The following is a 16,353-nucleotide window of genomic DNA, read 5'->3' as shown; positions in this document are numbered from 1 at the left end:
CTCCCGGGAGGGCGGCCCTACGGTCCCTCGCGCCCTGCGGCGTCCGGCAGGGGACACGCACGGGAGACCGGGTCCGGTTCCGGTCTCCGTTCCGCACCCGGTTCCGCGCCTCCGCGTGCGGTCCCACCTGCGGGTACGGGCGCGGGCGCGGGGATCGTGATGCGGTGGGTGGCCACCTCCCGGGCCGCCTCCCGCGCCGCCTCCCGGGCCAGCGCGGGACGGCGCAGCCGGAGGATCTGGGAGACGCCCAGCGCTTCGAGGACGAACACCGTCGAGAAGGCGATGCGGTAGTCGTCGCCGGTGGCGTCGAGCAGGACGCCCACGGTCAGCAGCGTGGTCATCGACGCGATGAAGCCGCCCATGTTCGTGATGCCGGAGGCGGTGCCCTGGCGCTCCGCCGGGTTGGCCGGGCGGGCGAAGTCGAAGCCGATCATCGACGCCGGCCCGCAGCCGCCGAGGACCAGGCACAGGGCGATCAGCAGCCCCATCGGCGCCCTGTCCCCCGGGTAGGCGAGGACGGCCGCCCAGAGGAGGGCCGTGAGGCCGACCGTGCCCAGCGCGAGGGGGATCCGGGCGGACTGGCGGCGGCCGACGATCTGGCCGTAGACCAGCCCGAGCGCCATGTTGGAGGCGACCACCAGCGTGAGCAGTCCGCCCGCGGTGGTCCGCGACAGCCCCTGCGCCTCCACCAGGAACGGCATCCCCCACAGCAGCAGGAACACCATCGCCGGGAACTGCGTCGTGAAGTGCACCCACAGGCCGAGGCGAGTGCCCGGTTCGCTCCAGGACTCCCGTATCTGACGGCGGACGAACCCGCCGGAAGCTCCCGCATGAGCCCCCGCGGCAGGTCCCGCGGCCCGGACGCCCGCCGGCGCCGGCTCGTGCCCCTCCGGGTGGTCCCGCAGGAACAGCACCAGCGGGACCAGCACCACCAGTCCGGCCACCGCGCTCCCCGCGAAGGCGGCGGTCCAGCCGACCCCGTGCAGGACGGGGGCGAGGACGAGCGTGGAGACGAGGTTGCCCGCCATGCCGACCAGCCCGGCGAGCTGCGCCATCAGCGGCCCGCGCCGGGCCGGGAACCAGCGGGTGCCGAGCCGCAGCACCGAGATGAAGGTCATCGCGTCGCCGCAGCCGAGCAGCGCCCGCGCGGCGAGCGCCATCCCGTAGGAGGGCGAGAGCGCGAAGCCGAGCTGGCCGACGGTGAAGAGCACCGCGCCCAGCGTCAGCACCTTCTTGGTGCCGAGCCGGTCGACCATCAGGCCCACGGGTATCTGCATGCCGGCGTAGACGAGCAGCTGGAGGAGGGAGAAGGCGGCCAGCGCCGAGGCGTTGACGTGGAAGCGGTCGGCGGCGTCGAGACCGGCCACGCCCAGGCTGGTACGGAAGATCACCGCCACGAAGTAGACGGCGACGCCGATGGACCAGACGGCGACGGCCCGTCCGCCGCCGGGCGGGTCCTCGACCGGCTGCGGCGCGCTCCCCGGGGCCGTCACCGGCCCGGCCCCCGGACCAGTTCCCCGACCCGCCCGATGTGGCCGCGGACCACCGCGGCGGCCGTGTCCGCGTCCCCGGCCCGCAGCGCGTCCAGGATCTCGGAGTGCTCGGCCAGGGTGCGCTCCAGCCGGTCGGGGTGGGCGTGCAGCAGGGCCACGCCCATCCGCAGCTGCCGGTCGCGGAGTTGGTCGTAGAGGCGGCACAGGATCTGATTGCCGGCACTGCGCACGATCTCGGCGTGGAAGCCCCGGTCGGCGGCCATCATCGCGGCGAGGTCTCCCGCGGCGGCGTGCCGGCGCTGTTCCTCCAGCAGGGCGGCGAGCCGGTCCAGCAGGCCGGGTGGCGCCGGTACGGCTCTGCGTACGGTGAACTCCTCCACCAGCAGCCGGGTTTCGAGCACGTCCGTGATCTCCTGCGCGGAGACCGGCAGCACCAGCGCGCCCTTCTTCGGGTACAGCTTCAGCAGCCCCTCCGTCTCCAGGCGCAGCAGCGCCTCGCGGACCGGGGTGCGGGACACTCCGACGGCCTCGGCGAGTTCGCCCTCGGTGAGGAGGGTGCCGCCTTCGTAGCGGCGGTCGAGCACACCGTGCTTGACGTGCTGGTAGACGCGTTCGGCGGCGGTCGCGGTGCTGGTGGCGGCGGGGGTGGCGGCGGGGGTGGCGGACATGCGCACAGCATAGATACAACAGAGGTGCAAGCCGGAGCCCGGTCCGGGATGTGGACCGCCGCCCCTCCTACCCGTTCGCGCTCCCCCTGCATCGAAGGATGTACCGCGGCTTCGTCCGGCCGCAGGACGTACGCGGCCCCGCGCGCCGGGAGCCTGGAGTCATGGCCGACACCCTCGCCCCGGTGGTCCGCACGACCACCCGGCTCCCCCTGCTGGACATCCTGCGCGGCGCCGCCATCCTCGGCACCCTCATGACCAACGTCTGGATCTTCGCCTCCCCCGGCTCGGAGTGGAGCGTGCTCCAGGGCGGTCTGGGAACGCCCGACCCGATCGCGGACCCCTCCGCCGCGAACATCGCCGAGGCCGTCTTCCGGTTCCTCGCCGACGGCAAGTTCCTGGCGCTGCTGACGATCCTCTTCGGGGTGGGCCTGGCCATCCAGTACGACTCCGCCGCGCGCCGCGGCGAGCCCTGGCCCGGCCGCTACCCGCGGCGGGCCGCGTTCCTCTTCCTCGAGGGCACGGTCCACTTCGTCCTCGTCTTCGCCTGGGACGTGCTGATGGGCTACGCCGTCACCGCGCTGCTGGTGGCCCGGCTGCTGGCCCGCTCCGAGAAGGTCCGGCGGGTGGCCATGTGGACGGCGGGCGGGCTGCACCTGGCCCTGGTCGCCCTGGCGACCCTCGACTCGCTGAGCCGGACGGACAGCGCGCCGGACGGACCGGATCCGGCCGCCGTGGAGCTGTACGCGCACGGCGGCTACGGAGCGCAGATCGCCTTCCGCCTGGAGAACCCCCTCGCCCTGCGCATCGAGCCCGTCTTCTCCTTCGGCCTGCTGGTCTTCCTCTTCCTCCTCGGTGTGCGGCTCCACCGAGCCGGCGCCTTCACCGCCACCGACGGGGGCCGCCGCATCCGGGCCCGGCTGGCCGCCTGGGGGCTGGGCCTCGGACTGCCCCTGAACGCCGCGACCGCCGTCGGCGGCGACGACTTCTTCGCCCTGGGCCGCTACGGCGCCGCCCCGCTGCTCGCCCTCGGCTACATAGGCCTGATCGGCATCGCCCTCGACCGGCTGTGGGTGCCCGCCTCCGTGACCACCGCCCTCGGCTCCGTCGGCCGCACCGCCCTGTCCTGCTACGTCGGCCAGAACCTGCTCTGCATGCTGCTCTGCTACGGCATCGGGCTGGGCCTCGCCGACCGGCTGGGCGGCAGCGGCCCCTGGTGGGTGATGGGCCTGTGGGCCGGGGTGAGCCTGACCCTGATGGCCGGGTCGCGGCTGTGGCTGCAGCGCTTCGAGCGCGGCCCCCTGGAGGCCGTGCAGCACGCGGTCCTCAGGCCGCGCCGCCCGGCCGCGGGGTGACGCCCGCCCGCGGGGTGACCTCCACGTCCAGCACGAACTCGTCGTACGGAGCCTCCTGCGGGTAGGGCGGCCGGACCTGGGCGAAGCGGATCCGGGCCCGGCCGCCGCCCGGGGGAAGGCCCCGTACGACGTACGTCCGCTCGACCGGGGCCCCGGGGAGGCTGTCGCCGGAGGCCGTCGGCCCCTCCGTCACCGCCACCACGTCCGCGTCCCCCGTGACCTGCCAGGTCCACACGTATCCGCGCGCGCCGCGCCCGGTGAGCCGCAGCTCGTACGGTTCACCGGGGCTCAGCACGACGCTCCGTACCTCCACGCCCGCCAGGTCCTCTCCGCTGTCGCGTCTCAGCCGACGGGGCCGATGACCGCCCCCTCGTGCCAGCCCGCCGCTCCCCCAGACTCCGTCCGGGAGGTGCCCCCACGCCAGTAGTGCTGGAGGCGGCGGTCGGTGCGCAGGACGACGACTTCCAGGTTGAACCCGAAACTGCCCTGGAGCATCCCGGTGACCGCGGCGACGTCGTGCCCGAAGACCGCGCTGCGGCTCCAGGCCGAGCCGCCCGCGTTGCCGCGCCACCAGTGCTCCACGCGCCCGCCGGCGACGGCCACGCACAGCTCGTAGTTCCCGGCGGTGTCCTCGTCGGCGGCCCCGTACTGGCCCTCGATCAGGCAGGGCGCGGAGACGGCCGGCGTACCGCTGCCGAAGACCTCCCCGGGGCGCCAGGCGAAGCCGTTCGGGTCGTCTCGCCACCACAGCTGCATGCGGCCGTCGGTGCGGGCGGCGACGAGGTCGAGGTGGCGGCTGCGGGTCTGGACGAGGGCGGGGCCGAAGTGGGCGATGCCGGAGGCGAAGCGGCCGCCGTCGTTCCAGGTCCAGGGGGCGCCGTTGATGCGCCACCAGTGGTTGAGGCGGCCGTCGGCGGTCCGCACGACGACCTCGAAGTTGCCGGGCTTGCCGTAGTCGCTCTGGATGAAGGCCGGGGTCGATCCGACGGCGGCGTCGCCCGGGCCGAAGGCCCCGCCGTCGCGCCAGACGCGCACGGACTGCTCGAAGTACCAGTGGCGCAGCCGGCCGCCGGTGGTCACGTGCAGGGACTCCATGTTGCGGTTGTAGGTGGTCCCGGTGAAGGCGGGCTGGCCGGAGGCGTCGTTCGCGAAGGCGTCCGCGCGGGCCCACGCGAAGGGGGCATCGCCGTCGCGCCACCAGTGCTGGAGACGGCCGCCGGTGGTGGTGGCGAGGAGCTCGAAGTTGCGGTGGGCGCGGCCGTTGCCGCTCTCGTAGACGTTGCCGGTGTGCAGGCGGCGCTTGGTCCACGGGTCGATGTTGGTGCCGCGCAGGCCGCACTTGGCCCAGTAGTCGATCTTGACCTCGCCGTAGGCGATCCGGCCGTAGCCGCCGACGTGGTAGCCGGTCCCCCAGGAGTTCTTGAACAGCCAGCAGCCGGCCGCGTCGTCGTAGCCGACGATCAGCACGCAGTGGCCGCCCGCGAGCCGGTCGCTGGTGCGGTGGTAGACGCCGGAGCCGAGGCCGAAGAAGTCGTCGTACACGTCGAAGCAGGCGGTCAGCGGGCCGACCGTGTCCAGCCAGACCTTCTGCTGCTCCACATCGCCGAGCCGCACGTAGTCGGTGATCCGGACGGTGCGCCCGGACCGGTCCCAGCTGGGCGTGTACTCGGCGCGCCAGGCGTCGCGCCGGGCGGCGGGCAGACCGGCGGGCGGGGTGCTGTACGGCCAGCAGTCCGGGTCCGCCAGCCCGCCGTTGCCCTTGACCCAGTCGAGCGCGGTCTCCGGATTGGAACCCTGCCCGCAGGTGAAGCGCAGACCGTCGTGCACGTCCCCCTCGGAACGCTCCGCCCATACGCAGTGCTCGATGCGGGCCATGGACTCCACCAGGCCGGCGGCGCCGAAGGCCCAGCAGGAACCGCACGGGTTCTGGTCCTTCACCTTGGTGATCCACGGCAGGCCCCAGCGGTTGCGCCAGTCCACGGCGGCGGGCCGGGCGGCGCCGGTCGTCGCCGGTCCCGGCAGGAACCCGTGGGCGGCCCGGCGCCGGGTCAGGTGGGGATTCCCGCTCGCGTGCCCGATCATCCCCCGCAGATCGACGGGCGCCACGTCCGCGGCGGGCGTCAGGTTCGCCCCGGGCTCCAGACCGAGCGAGGGCCGCGGCACCGGCTCCTCGTCGGCCAGGTGCTCCAGGACGGACCAGCGCGCCCCCCGCGCCGCGAGCCGCGCCCGCAGCTCCCCCACCGTCTGGACAGACTCCTCCGGCATACCGGCCCCCCAGTGTGCAACCGCTCGGATGCGAGACCCGCGAGCGTCCCGCCACCACCAGGGGGCGTCAAGGGGGTCCGCACGGTCGCGCGGTGGCACGGGGGGCGTGCCGCCCGGACCTTCCCCGGGGCGGCGGCCGGATCCGGACGCGCGCGGGCGGTACGGCTGATGCCCGATCGTGATCCACGGGCAATTCGGGCACGCATACGATGCGGTTCATGATCCCCCTGTCCGTGGACCCCACTTCGCAGAGCTATGCCGCCGGGCAGGTTTTCGGAACCTTCGCCGTGGCCGCCCTCGCCATCACGTTCCTCTGGCGCCTCAGCAAGCCCTGGCGCAACCTCGCGGACAAGAGCGGCATCGCGCCCGCCGAGCGCAAGCGCCTGCAGGGGAAGCGGAACCAGGTCGTCGTCCTGGCCACGGTCCTGATCACCGTCTTCGCGGGGATGAAGGCGGCCTCGGGCCTGTAGGACCGGCCCCGGCTGCCGGGGCCTGGACGGGTTCAGCCGTGCAGGGCCTCACGGATCCGTCGTACGGACGGGTTCACCATGGCCGGGTGGTCGCCGACGACCACCGTCGGGACGGTCTCGTTGCCGTCGGCCACGCTGCGGACGAACGCCGCCGCCTCGGGGTCCCGCCAGATGTCGACCTTCCGGTACGGGATCCGGGCCAGGCGCAGCTGCGTACGCAGCTTGATGCAGAACACGCACCCCGGCCGCCAGTACACGGTGACTTCGTCCGTCATGCCGTCGTCGGTCATGCCGTCGTCCGTCATGCCGTCGTTCATCGCGCCGCCGAGTGGGCGGACTTCACGCACGGGAGCAGGGTCATGCCCTGAAGCCTATGCCGGAAAGCCGCCGGTCAGGGAGAGGGCCGGACGGGCCGGACGGGCCGCGGAAGGGCCCGTATAAGGTCCCCGTATGGGGACCTGGATCGCGCCGAGCGTCATCGAGAGAGAGCTGTACGAGGCCAAGGCCGGCGGCGACTGGGCCGCTTACTTCGACGTACTCGCCCGCGCGCAGCTCTATCTCGCGCAGCCCCGCGTCCAGGCGGACGCGCACCCCGAGTCGGTGTTCTTCCACGCCACCCCGGACCGCATGCTCGTCGTCCACACCGCCGGCATGCTGCCCGCGCCCACCCCCGAGTGGGTCTACGAGTCCCATGGCCTGGGCTGGTACGCCAAGGTCTGGGCCCCCACCGACCCCGCCTTCCTCGCCGTGAACCCGGGCTCCCCCACCGAGGCCTACCTCACCACCACCCCCGCCGACCTGGCCCGCTGGCGCGCACACGCGGACGCCGCGCCCGCGTACGGCCTGCCCGAGGGGAAGGTCCACGGCCTCTTCACCGGCGGGCCGCTGCACGGGCCCATCGCCCACGGCCTCGCCGTCGGCGGCCATCTCGCCGTGTCGAACGGCGAGTTCTGGAACGCGCTCGCCCACCACGGCAGCGGCTACACGGCCGAGCGCCGCCGCCTCGCGAAGTGGTGGGGCATCACCGACCGCGTCGGCTGGCTCTCCGCCCTGGAGCAGCTCCTGACCGCGGACATGGTCAGCCCCGTCTGGGAGTACGCGCTCCGCGTCCGCCGCGTCCTCGCCTCCGACTTCGCGGGGCCGGTCGACATCGAGCACTGGCGGCACGCCGCCGAGGCCAGCCTGCGCCGCAGCGCCGAGCGTTCCGCCGAGCCGCAGCTCACCCCCGACGGGGTCACCGTCGCCCAGCCGCGCCCCACCGCCGAGGTGGAGGGCGAGATCACCGGCGTCAAGCGCCTCATCGGCCGGATCGCCCGCTACGAGCAGCGCTTCCGCGCCGACGGACTGCTCCCCGAGGACGGCTGGGTCCGCTCGGTGGAGGCCTGGGACCTCGGCCGGGCCTCCCAGATGGCCCGCTGGGGCATCGGCTGCCGGTACGGCACCCTCCACGAGGCCGAGAAGGCCGTGCAGCGCGCCGGGGACACCGCCCGCCAGACGTACCGCTCGTGGAAGGAGTTCTCCGCCGGGTACGTTCTCGGCCGGTGCCTGCACTTCGACGAGGAGGAGTTCGGCACCTGGTACACGACGGCCCTCGCCGCCCACGTCGCGCTGACCACCGACCCGGCCAGCCCGTGGCTCAACATCCCCTGGAACTGAACGACTTCGGTTAGTCCCCACAGGCGGGCCGGAAACCGGCGGCGGGCCGCCCGCCCCCCGGCTAGCCTCGCCGCCATGACTGTTGAGCTGAATGAGACCGTGCGCGGGTTGCTCGACTCCCCGCACCCGGCCGTCCTGTCGACCATCAACCCCGACGGCAGTCCGCAGAGTTCGGTGATCTGGGTGACCCGCGACGGGGGCGACCTGCTGATCTCCACGGAGCAGGGACGCCGCAAGGAGCGCAACATCGTCCGGGACGGGCGGGTCGGCCTGACCGTCTTCGACCTGGCCAACCCCTTCCTCTACGCTGAGATCCGCGGCACGGCCACCGTCACCGAGGACGTCGGCCGCGCGGTGGCCGTGCGCATCGCCGAGGAGTACCTCGGCCCGGGTGGCGGCAAGGAGTACCGGGACGCCCCGGCGGAGAACGTCCGCGTGGTCGTCCGCATCACCCCGACCAAGGTCCTCGGGAACGCCGCCCGCGCAGCGGGCTAGTACCCCGGGCGGTCAGATCCGGCGCAGGTTCCGGTCGAGGAGGGCCCGCACCCGGTCCACATCGGCCGGATCCTGCGCGCCGCGCTTGGGCAGCACGAAGACCCCGCGGGTGTTCCTGGTCTTGACCGCGAAGAACTCGTCCGTCTCGAAGTACCAGGGGAAGACCCGCCATTCGATGTCGCTGGACAGCTCCGCGCCCCCGTCCACGCCTGCGCCCGTGGTGGTCAGCCGGTCCTCGCGGACGACCGTCCGGCAGGCGCCGTAGTCCTCCATGTCCGCGTACTGCTCCCGCGCGATGCGGGCCAGGACCCGGGGGAGGGTCACCAGCGCGGTGAGCACGGCGCAGGCCATCACGAAGGCCGTCACGGCGGGCGAGAACCGCTTGAGCGTCGGCAGCACCCACGAGAGCCCCAGGGTGAAGGCCGCGAGGCCGATCTGGCCCCGGATCCCCGGCCAGGTCCCGAAGGTGAAGCGCCGTACGGCCTTCGTGTAGTCGTCCTGTGTCGGCTCGTAGACGAACACGGCCTGCTCGGTCGACTGCTCGGTCGACTCCTGTACGCGATCCCCGCCCATGTTCATGGCAGCGGAGCATAGCCGCAGGTCAGCCGGGTGCAACAGGCCCGTCACGACCGGCCCGGTCACGGCAGTACGGGCCGGACCGCCGACCAGGCGTCGACCGCCTCCGCCAGGGGGCCCGCGTCCGGCAGGTGCGGGCGGACGGCGGTCAGCCAGGGGATCAGGCCCTTGATACGGCGCAGGTGCCGGATGCGGTGGTGGGGGAGGTCGCGCCAGCCGCGGCCCTGCGCCGCGGCCTGCGCCGGGGTCAGGTCGATCAGTGCCAGCAGCTCCCGGCACAGGGCCGCCGGGTCGCCGCCGCGGGCCGGGCCGAACTGCTGGATCAAATAGGCCTGTACGCAGGCCAGTTCGGGGGCCCGGACCAGGGCGGGCGTGCCCTCGGCCTGCGCGCACCGGTGGGCGGCGGCCAGCGCGACCCGGCCCCAGCGCAACCGGATCTCGTCGGGGAGGCGTTCGTCCCGCATCCGCACCCCGGCGAGGACGCGCAGGGTCCGCGGGTGGGGCTCGTCCCGCAGCGGCGGCCCGGTGGCCAGCCAGGCCTCCAGGTCCTCCAGCGAGTGCCCGTCGGGCGGCACCGAGGTCAGCACCTGCCCGCGGGTGAGCAGGGCGACCATGGCGCCCGTGAAGCGGACCTTCGCGACGTGCCCGGCGTCGAAGGAGGCCACGGGCATCCCGTACCGCTCGATGTGGCGCAGGCCGATCCTCGACTCCCCCACGGCGTAGACCTGCCCGGCCCGGGCGACGCCTCCGACGCAGCGGACCACGCACACGCCGCCCGTGACATCGGCCTCCTCGACGGAGTACACCTGCAATTCGGCGATGGACACCCGACCCCCTCCCCGGGCGGGAGATTACCGCCCGGGGCGACCGCTGTACGCCGGTGCCCACCTCGTCGTACCAGGGCGCTCAGGGCTTGTCGTTCACGACGAAGCCGGCCCGGGCCGGGAGGCCGCCCCCGGACCCTGCTCGATGCGGTCCAGCAGGGGCGCCGCCCACGCCGGGAGGACGGACGCCGCCGGGCGGGGCGGGCGGGGGTCGGAGGCGATGCCGATACCTCCCGCCGGGTCGCCGTACACGAACCGCTGCGACCACCCCAGCCAGGAGCGGACGAACAGGTTCGCGCTCCACGCCAGGGCCAGCGCGCCGCGCAGCCCGGGGACCTCGTACCAGTAGCTGGTGAGCACCACGGCGCGGGAGACCGCCTCGTCCGGGTCCCCCGGCCGGGAATCGGCGGTGAGCCCGGCGGCCAGCACCGATGCCGCGAACCGATGGTCGGCGAGCAGCCCGCCGCTGTCGCAGACGACCGCGTCCAGCAGGTCCGCCGGGAGGCCGGCGGCGGCCTGCTCCAGCCTCGCCAGCAGCTCGGGCAGGCCCGGATCGCCGGCCGCCTCCGGGCCGGGAACCACCCTCAGGTCGGCCGGCAGCCGCTCGTCCCCCGTGCGGGCGGCCAGCAGGTGTACGTACGCCAGCGCGCGCAGGGTCTGCCAGCGGCAGAGCGTGTCGAGCCGCGCGGTCCGGGAGCTGCGGAAGGCGAGCCGCACCGGCCAGTCGGCCGCCCGGACGTCGTTGCCGAGCGCCCGCAGCTCCGCGGGCACCGGGGCCGGGAAGACCCGGCTCCGGCCGGGGTCGCAGGACGGCTCGGCGCGGTAGCCCGGCAGCACCGGACGACTGAACTCACCCACCAGGCGGCCTGGTTCGCCTCTGCCGTCGCGGTGGGCGGAGTTTTCCCCGGTCGGTTCCATGGCTGTTCCCCTCCCGTGCGAGCAGCGGCCCGAAGGGACAAACGCCCCTCAGGCCCCGGACGGTTCCTCCAGCACCAGCCGGATCTCGGTGACCTCGTAGCCGGCCCGGTCGAAGGCGGCGGCCATCGGGAGGTTGACGGTGTCCGTGGTCGCGGTGATGCGCTGCGCGCCCTCGGCCGCGTGGAAGCGGGTGATCTCGCCCAGGATCTCGTCGATCAGGCCCTGGCCGCGCTGCTCGGGTACGACGCCCAGGTAGCCGACGTTGCGGTGGTACGGGGTCGCCGAAGGGATGGCCATGCCCGCGAGGGTCCCGTCCGGGAGGTGGGCGAGCCGCCACCAGGAGCGCTCGCCGGGGCAGTCGAGGTAGAACTCGATGTCCTCGCGGGCCAGTTGTTCCGCCTCCATCGACTGGAGCTCGGTCTGCGTGTGCAGGTCGAGGCTGCCGGCGGACAGCCGGACGAAGGCGTCCAGGAACTCCTCGTCGGTGCCGTCGCGGAAGACGAGCCGGCCGGTGGGCTCGGCCGTCCCGGCGGCCGGCGTCCACTCGTAGCGCAGCCGCTCGATCTCGCGCGTCAGGCCCGACTTGTACGCGGCCTCCTGGCGCCAGGCGACCGCCGCGGCCAGCTCCGGGTCGGCCCGCCAGCCGCGGGGCAGGGAGACGTTGTAGCCCGGCAGCCTGCCGAAGGCGGTGTGGCCGGCCTCCAGCAGCCCGGCGGCGACCCCGGCCGGGTCGGCAACGGAGGCCCGGACCTGCAGGCAGTCGAGCGCGATGGGCTGCTCGCTGTCACTGCGGCCCCACCACAGCGCACGGGCCAGGATCTCGCCGTCCTCGTCCTCGGCGAACCAGATCCACTCGGGGCGGATCTGGTTCTCGGCGAGCTCCTCACGGACCTTTCCGGCGGTGAGGGCGGGGACGGGGCCGTCGGCCGGGTAGGCGACGGCGCGGTCGAGGTCTGCGGGGTCTGCGGTGGCAGCGCGGTAGATCATCCGGCGATGATCACACGGGGTTCGCCGCCCCGCCCAGGGGTTTCCCCGCGGCCTGGTCACTCCCTCTGTTCCACGATCCCTTCCAGGGCGTGCGCGTACTCCCGCAGGCGCCGCTTGAAGGGCTCCGGCGAGCCCGACGAGGGCATCAGGAGCCCCGGAAGGAACGCGACCCGCCACATCAGGAACACCTCGTTCGGCGACCGCCCGCCGTCCGCCCCGCCCCACACGCACACCGTGCCGATCACCTCGGCGATCTCCCGGGCCGGGGACTCCACGTCGTCGCCGCCGCGCAGGGCCGCCACCCCCACCAGGGCCTGGAGGAGATGCGCCAGCTGGAGGTCGGCGCCCGTCCGGGCCATGCGGCGAACCGCTTCCGGTGCGCCGAGGTCCGGGGTGTACTCCTCGATGCATCCCGACCACATCAGCAGGGTGACCGGCGGGACGTCGTGCTCCCGCAGGTAGCCGAGCCCGTCCATGATGTCCATCGACCCGGCATGGAAGGCACCCAGCCGCCGCACCACGTCCAGCACCCGGTCCAGCTCGCCGCGGTGACGGGCGACGAACTCGCCCACCGACACCGATTCCAGCGCCGCGCCGCACTCGACGAGCGCGCCGAGCGGGCCGAAGACCTCGCGTACGAGCGTCGTCTCCGAGGCCACCGGCACCCCGGCCATCCGGTCGTTCATCACACCGCTCCTTCCAGAGGCCCGCGGACATCCGTACGGCTGCGCCACGGCCGATGGCCGGTCTCCGCGAGGGAGGACCGGCCATCGGGTGGGGCGTGATGCGTGCCGCTACGACCAGGTGATCAGGCGGCGGGGGTGTTCCAGGACCGCCGCGATGTCGGCCAGGAAGCGGGAGCCGAGTTCGCCGTCGATGAGACGGTGGTCGAACGACAGCGCCAGGGTCGTGACCTGGCGCGGCTTCACCTTGCCCTTGTGGACCCACGGCTGGAGCTTGATCGCGCCGACCGCGAGGATCGCGGACTCGCCCGGGTTCAGGATGGGCGTACCGGTGTCGACGCCGAAGACGCCGACGTTGGTGATGGTGATGGTGCCGTTCTGCATGTCGGCCGGGGACGTCTTGCCGTCGCGGGCCGTGGCGACCAGCTCGGACAGGGACGTCGACAGCTCGCCGAGCGTCTTGGCGTGGGCGTCCTTGATGTTCGGGACGATCAGCCCGCGGGGGGTGGCCGCCGCGATGCCCAGGTTCACGTAGTGCTTGAGCACGATCTCCTGGGCCGCCTCGTCCCAGGACGCGTTGACGTCCGGGTTGCGGCGGATGGCGACCAGGACGGCCTTCGCGATGAGGAGCAGCGGGTTGATGCGCAGCCCCGCGAGGTCCGGGTCGTCCTTGAGTTCCTGGACCAGCTTCATCGTGCGGGTCACGTCGAGCGTGATGAACTCGGTGACGTGCGGTGCGGTGAAGGCCGAGCCGACCATGGCCTGGGCCGTGACCTTGCGCACACCCTTGACCGGGATGCGGGTCTCCCGCGCGGAGGCCGGCACCTCGGCCGCCTGGACGGCCGGAGCCGCCGCCGGAGCCGCTGCCGGGACCTCGGCGGACACGGCCTGCGGGGCGATCGCCGCGGCGGCCGCCGCGTGGACGTCCTCCCGGGTCACGACCCCGCCGTCACCTGTGGGAACCACCGCGGCCAGGTCGATGCCGAGGTCCTTGGCGAGCTTGCGCACCGGCGGCTTGGCCAGCGGCCGCTCGCCGGTCGGCTGCGCCGGGACCGCGGGGAGCACCGGCGCGGCCGGAGCCGCCGGGGCGGTGCCGTTCTGCGCGGGTGCACCGACGGCCGCCTTGCGCGGGCGGCGCTTCGTGGAGGCGGTGGAGACGCCGTAGCCGACCAGGACGGGCTGGCGGGCCGCGGCGGCCGGCTCCTCCGGCTCGGCGGCGACGGGCGCGGGGACGGCTGCGGCCGGGGCCGCCTCCTGCACCGGGGCCTCGGCGGCGCCGGCCTCCGTCTGCACCGAGATGATGACCTGGCCGACGTCGACGGTGGTGCCCTCCTCGAAGAGGAGCGCGTGCACGACACCGTCGAACGGGATCGGCAGTTCCACGGCGGCCTTGGCCGTCTCGACCTCGCAGACGACCTGACCGTCGGTGACCGTGTCACCCGGCTGGACGTACCACTTGAGGATCTCGGCCTCGGTGAGGCCCTCGCCCACGTCGGGCATCTTGAATTCGCGGATCGTCATGAACGTGGCTCCTCAGTACGCCAGCGAGCGGTCGACGGCGTCGAGCACCCGGTCCAGGCCCGGCAGGTACTCGTCCTCCAGGCGGGCCGGCGGGTACGGGGCGTGGAATCCGCCCACGCGCAGCACCGGCGCCTCCAGGTGGTAGAAGCACCGCTCCGTGATGCGAGCGGCGATCTCCGCGCCGACGCCCAGGAAGACCGGGGCCTCGTGCACGACGACCAGCCGGCGGGTCTTCTCGACCGAGTTCTGCAGGCCGTCGAAGTCGACCGGGGACATCGAGCGCAGGTCGACGACCTCCACCGACTTGCCCTCCTCGGCGGCCGCGGCCGCCGCCTCCAGGCAGACCTTCACCATCGGACCGTAGGCGGCCAGGGTGATGTCCGAGCCCTCGCGGGCCACGCGCGCCTTGTGCAGCTCACCGGGGATGGCGTCGACGTCGACCTCGCCCTTGTCCCAGTAGCGGCGCTTCGGCTCGAAGAAGATCACCGGGTCGTCGCTGAGGATCGCCTGCTGGAGCATCCAGTAGGCGTCGCTCGCGTTCGACGGGGAGACCACCTTGAGGCCCGGGACGTGCGCGAAGAGCGCCTCCGGGGACTCGCTGTGGTGCTCGACCGCGCCGATGCCGCCCGCGTACGGGATGCGGATGACGACCGGCATCTTGATCTTGCCCAGGGCCCGCGCGTGCATCTTCGCGAGCTGCGTGACGATCTGGTCGTACGCGGGGAAGACGAAACCGTCGAACTGGATCTCCACGACCGGCCGGTACCCGCGCAGGGCCAGGCCGATGGCGGTGCCGACGATGCCCGACTCGGCGAGCGGGGTGTCGATGACCCGCTCCTCGCCGAAGTCCTTCTGCAGGCCGTCGGTGATCCGGAAGACACCGCCCAGCTTGCCGACGTCCTCACCCATGATCAGGACCTTCGGGTCCTGCTCCAGGGCCTTGCGCAGCGACTCGTTGAGCGCCTTCGCGATCGACATCTTCTCGACAGCCATCAGTGACCCTCCTCGGCCGACTCGAAGGACGCGAGGTAGGCGGCGAACTGCGCGCGCTCCTCGTCGACGAGCGCGTGCCCGTCCGCGTAGACGTTCTCGAAGATCGCCATGGTGTCCGGGTCCGGCATGGAGCGCACGGCCTCGCGGACGCGCTTGCCCATGGCCTCGCTCTCGGCCTCCAGCTCGGCGAAGTACGCCTCGTCGGCGCCGCCCGTGGCCAGCAGGTGGGCCTTCAGCCGCAGGATCGGGTCCTTGGACTCCCAGGCCGCCGTCTCCTCGTCCCGCCGGTACTTCGTCGGGTCGTCGGAGGTGGTGTGCGCACCCATGCGGTACGTGAACGCCTCGACCAGCGTCGGGCCCTCGCCGCGGCGCGCCCGGTCCAGGGCCCAGCGGGTCACGGCCAGACAGGCCAGCACGTCGTTGCCGTCGACGCGGACGCCCGGGAAGCCGAAGCCCTGCGCGCGCTGGTAGAGCGGCACGCGCATCTGGCGCTCGGTCGGCTCGGAGATCGCCCACTGGTTGTTCTGGCAGAAGAACACCACGGGGGAGTTGTAGACGGCGGAGAAGTTGAACGCCTCCATCACGTCGCCCTGGCTGGACGCGCCGTCGCCGAAGTAGGCGATGACGGCCGCGTCCGCGCCGTCCTTGGCCACGCCCATCGCGTAACCGGTCGCGTGGAGCGTCTGCGAGCCGATGACGATCGTGTAGAGGTGGAAGTTGTTGGTGTTCGGGTCCCAGCCGCCGTGGTTCACACCGCGGAACATCCCGAGCAGGTTGGTCGGGTCGACGCCGCGGCACCAGGCGACGCCGTGCTCGCGGTAGGTCGGGAAGACGTAGTCCTCGTCGTTCAGGGCCCGGCCGGAGCCGATCTGCGCGGCCTCCTGGCCGAGGAGCGAGGCCCACAGGCCCAGCTCCCCCTGACGCTGCAGGGCGGTCGCCTCACCGTCGAAGCGGCGGGTCATGACCATGTCGCGGTACAGCCCGCGCAGGTCCTCGGTGGTGATGTCCGCGACGAAGGGGGCGAACTCCGCGTTGTCCGCGTTGTCGGTGCGCTCCCCTTCGGGCGTCAGCAGCTGTACGAGCTGAGGTACGGCGTCCTGCGTCTGCGCTGTGGCAGCGGCGGCGGGCTTGGCGGCGCTCGCCGCGCCTGCCACCCGCTTGGTGCCGCTGCTGCGTCGCGGCTTGCGCGCGGCAGTGCTCTCCACGGTCACGTGTGCTCCTCCGTCGGTCCGGCACCCGGGTTCTCCGGGGTCCAGTGCGGCTCACCTGCATCCGTAACGAGCGCACGGGGTGTGTGCGCGTCGCGTTCGGGATTCAGGCGTGACAGGTGCCCCGGCGAGTGCCCTGCGCAATGCACGTTACCCAGTGCGCCGCATAACTGCGAAACCCCGTTTGACCTGCGTTTTTGCTTGGATTTCCAAGTAAATCCGCGGCAGCGGGAACAACCACTGG

Annotated in this window: 17 protein-coding genes; 4 read left to right on the top strand and 13 right to left on the bottom strand. The window is 73.2% G+C overall.

Features of this window, described 5'->3' with window-relative positions; translation table 11 throughout:
• Nucleotides 1–17: 17 nt before the first annotated feature.
• Together OG472_RS23630 and OG472_RS23625 are read right to left on the bottom strand one after the other, a co-directional pair.
• Nucleotides 18–1,493 carry a nitrate/nitrite transporter gene (locus OG472_RS23630; protein ID WP_405942010.1) on the bottom strand — a complete coding sequence of 492 codons (1,476 nt, stop codon included), beginning with the start codon at nt 1,491–1,493 and terminating at the stop codon, nt 18–20.
• The gene (locus OG472_RS23625; RefSeq protein ID WP_405942009.1) at nt 1,490–2,161 is read right to left on the bottom strand and encodes a GntR family transcriptional regulator; all 672 of its coding nucleotides are present in this window, start codon (nt 2,159–2,161) and stop codon (nt 1,490–1,492) included. Before OG472_RS23625 ends, OG472_RS23630 begins: the two co-directional genes overlap by 4 nt.
• Nucleotides 2,162–2,322: 161 nt before the next feature.
• On the opposite strand from OG472_RS23625, the gene OG472_RS23620 reads away from it, so the two are divergent.
• Nucleotides 2,323–3,513 carry a DUF418 domain-containing protein gene (locus OG472_RS23620; protein WP_405942008.1) on the top strand — a complete coding sequence of 397 codons (1,191 nt, stop codon included), beginning with the start codon at nt 2,323–2,325 and terminating at the stop codon, nt 3,511–3,513.
• Here the strand turns inward: OG472_RS23620 and OG472_RS23615 are convergent.
• Both OG472_RS23615 and OG472_RS23610 read right to left on the bottom strand, forming a co-directional pair.
• Nucleotides 3,485–3,826 carry a protease inhibitor I42 family protein gene (locus OG472_RS23615; protein WP_405831120.1) on the bottom strand — a complete coding sequence of 114 codons (342 nt, stop codon included), beginning with the start codon at nt 3,824–3,826 and terminating at the stop codon, nt 3,485–3,487. The genes OG472_RS23620 and OG472_RS23615 overlap by 29 nt on opposite strands.
• A gap of 29 nt (nt 3,827–3,855) precedes the next feature.
• Nucleotides 3,856–5,778 carry a C1 family peptidase gene (locus OG472_RS23610; protein ID WP_405942007.1) on the bottom strand — a complete coding sequence of 641 codons (1,923 nt, stop codon included), beginning with the start codon at nt 5,776–5,778 and terminating at the stop codon, nt 3,856–3,858.
• A gap of 218 nt (nt 5,779–5,996) precedes the next feature.
• On the opposite strand from OG472_RS23610, the gene OG472_RS23605 reads away from it, so the two are divergent.
• A complete protein-coding gene (locus OG472_RS23605) occupies nt 5,997–6,248 on the top strand; it encodes a hypothetical protein (protein ID WP_401609874.1) in 252 nt (83 codons plus the stop codon).
• 32 nt (nt 6,249–6,280) lie between these two features.
• Here the strand turns inward: OG472_RS23605 and OG472_RS23600 are convergent, their stop codons facing one another.
• Nucleotides 6,281–6,595 carry a glutaredoxin domain-containing protein gene (locus OG472_RS23600; protein ID WP_405831116.1) on the bottom strand — a complete coding sequence of 105 codons (315 nt, stop codon included), beginning with the start codon at nt 6,593–6,595 and terminating at the stop codon, nt 6,281–6,283.
• Nucleotides 6,596–6,698: 103 nt separating this feature from the next.
• Between OG472_RS23600 and OG472_RS23595 the strand changes: the two genes are divergently transcribed.
• On the top strand, nt 6,699–7,904 hold the full coding sequence (locus OG472_RS23595; protein WP_405942006.1) for a DUF1266 domain-containing protein: 1,206 nt from the start codon (nt 6,699–6,701) through the stop codon (nt 7,902–7,904).
• Between the two features lie 75 nt (nt 7,905–7,979).
• Nucleotides 7,980–8,399: a PPOX class F420-dependent oxidoreductase gene (locus OG472_RS23590; RefSeq protein WP_401609881.1), complete on the top strand. Its 420-nt coding sequence runs from the start codon at nt 7,980–7,982 to the stop codon at nt 8,397–8,399.
• 12 nt (nt 8,400–8,411) lie between these two features.
• On the opposite strand, the gene OG472_RS23585 is transcribed toward OG472_RS23590, so the two are convergent.
• The 8 genes from OG472_RS23585 to pdhA all read right to left on the bottom strand — a co-directional run bounded on the left by OG472_RS23585 (nt 8,412) and on the right by pdhA (nt 16,112).
• Nucleotides 8,412–8,978, bottom strand: a complete 567-nt coding sequence (locus OG472_RS23585; protein WP_405942005.1) for a hypothetical protein — start codon at nt 8,976–8,978, stop codon at nt 8,412–8,414.
• Between the two features lie 59 nt (nt 8,979–9,037).
• Nucleotides 9,038–9,802: a hypothetical protein gene (locus tag OG472_RS23580; RefSeq protein WP_401609886.1), complete on the bottom strand. Its 765-nt coding sequence runs from the start codon at nt 9,800–9,802 to the stop codon at nt 9,038–9,040.
• A 93-nt stretch (nt 9,803–9,895) separates the two neighbouring features.
• Nucleotides 9,896–10,657, bottom strand: coding sequence for a hypothetical protein (locus OG472_RS23575; protein WP_405942004.1), 762 nt, complete (start codon nt 10,655–10,657; stop codon nt 9,896–9,898).
• Between the two features lie 108 nt (nt 10,658–10,765).
• Nucleotides 10,766–11,704 carry a GNAT family N-acetyltransferase gene (locus tag OG472_RS23570; protein WP_405942003.1) on the bottom strand — a complete coding sequence of 313 codons (939 nt, stop codon included), beginning with the start codon at nt 11,702–11,704 and terminating at the stop codon, nt 10,766–10,768.
• A gap of 56 nt (nt 11,705–11,760) precedes the next feature.
• Nucleotides 11,761–12,390, bottom strand: coding sequence for a hypothetical protein (locus OG472_RS23565; protein WP_405942002.1), 630 nt, complete (start codon nt 12,388–12,390; stop codon nt 11,761–11,763).
• Nucleotides 12,391–12,498: 108 nt separating this feature from the next.
• The gene (locus tag OG472_RS23560; RefSeq protein WP_405942001.1) at nt 12,499–13,908 is read right to left on the bottom strand and encodes a dihydrolipoamide acetyltransferase family protein; all 1,410 of its coding nucleotides are present in this window, start codon (nt 13,906–13,908) and stop codon (nt 12,499–12,501) included.
• A 12-nt stretch (nt 13,909–13,920) separates the two neighbouring features.
• The gene (locus OG472_RS23555) at nt 13,921–14,901 is read right to left on the bottom strand and encodes an alpha-ketoacid dehydrogenase subunit beta (protein WP_383567387.1); all 981 of its coding nucleotides are present in this window, start codon (nt 14,899–14,901) and stop codon (nt 13,921–13,923) included.
• Nucleotides 14,901–16,112 carry a pyruvate dehydrogenase (acetyl-transferring) E1 component subunit alpha gene (pdhA, locus tag OG472_RS23550; RefSeq protein WP_405942000.1) on the bottom strand — a complete coding sequence of 404 codons (1,212 nt, stop codon included), beginning with the start codon at nt 16,110–16,112 and terminating at the stop codon, nt 14,901–14,903. The genes OG472_RS23555 and pdhA overlap by 1 nt, the downstream gene beginning before the upstream one ends.
• Nucleotides 16,113–16,353 lie beyond the last annotated feature (241 nt).

Origin of the sequence: Streptomyces sp. NBC_00207 (assembly GCF_045160965.1) — a bacterium.
Lineage (GTDB): Bacteria > Actinomycetota > Actinomycetes > Streptomycetales > Streptomycetaceae > Streptomyces.
The sequence above is the reverse complement of the archived record's forward strand: the minus strand, read 5'-3'. Positions and strand labels throughout refer to the sequence as shown.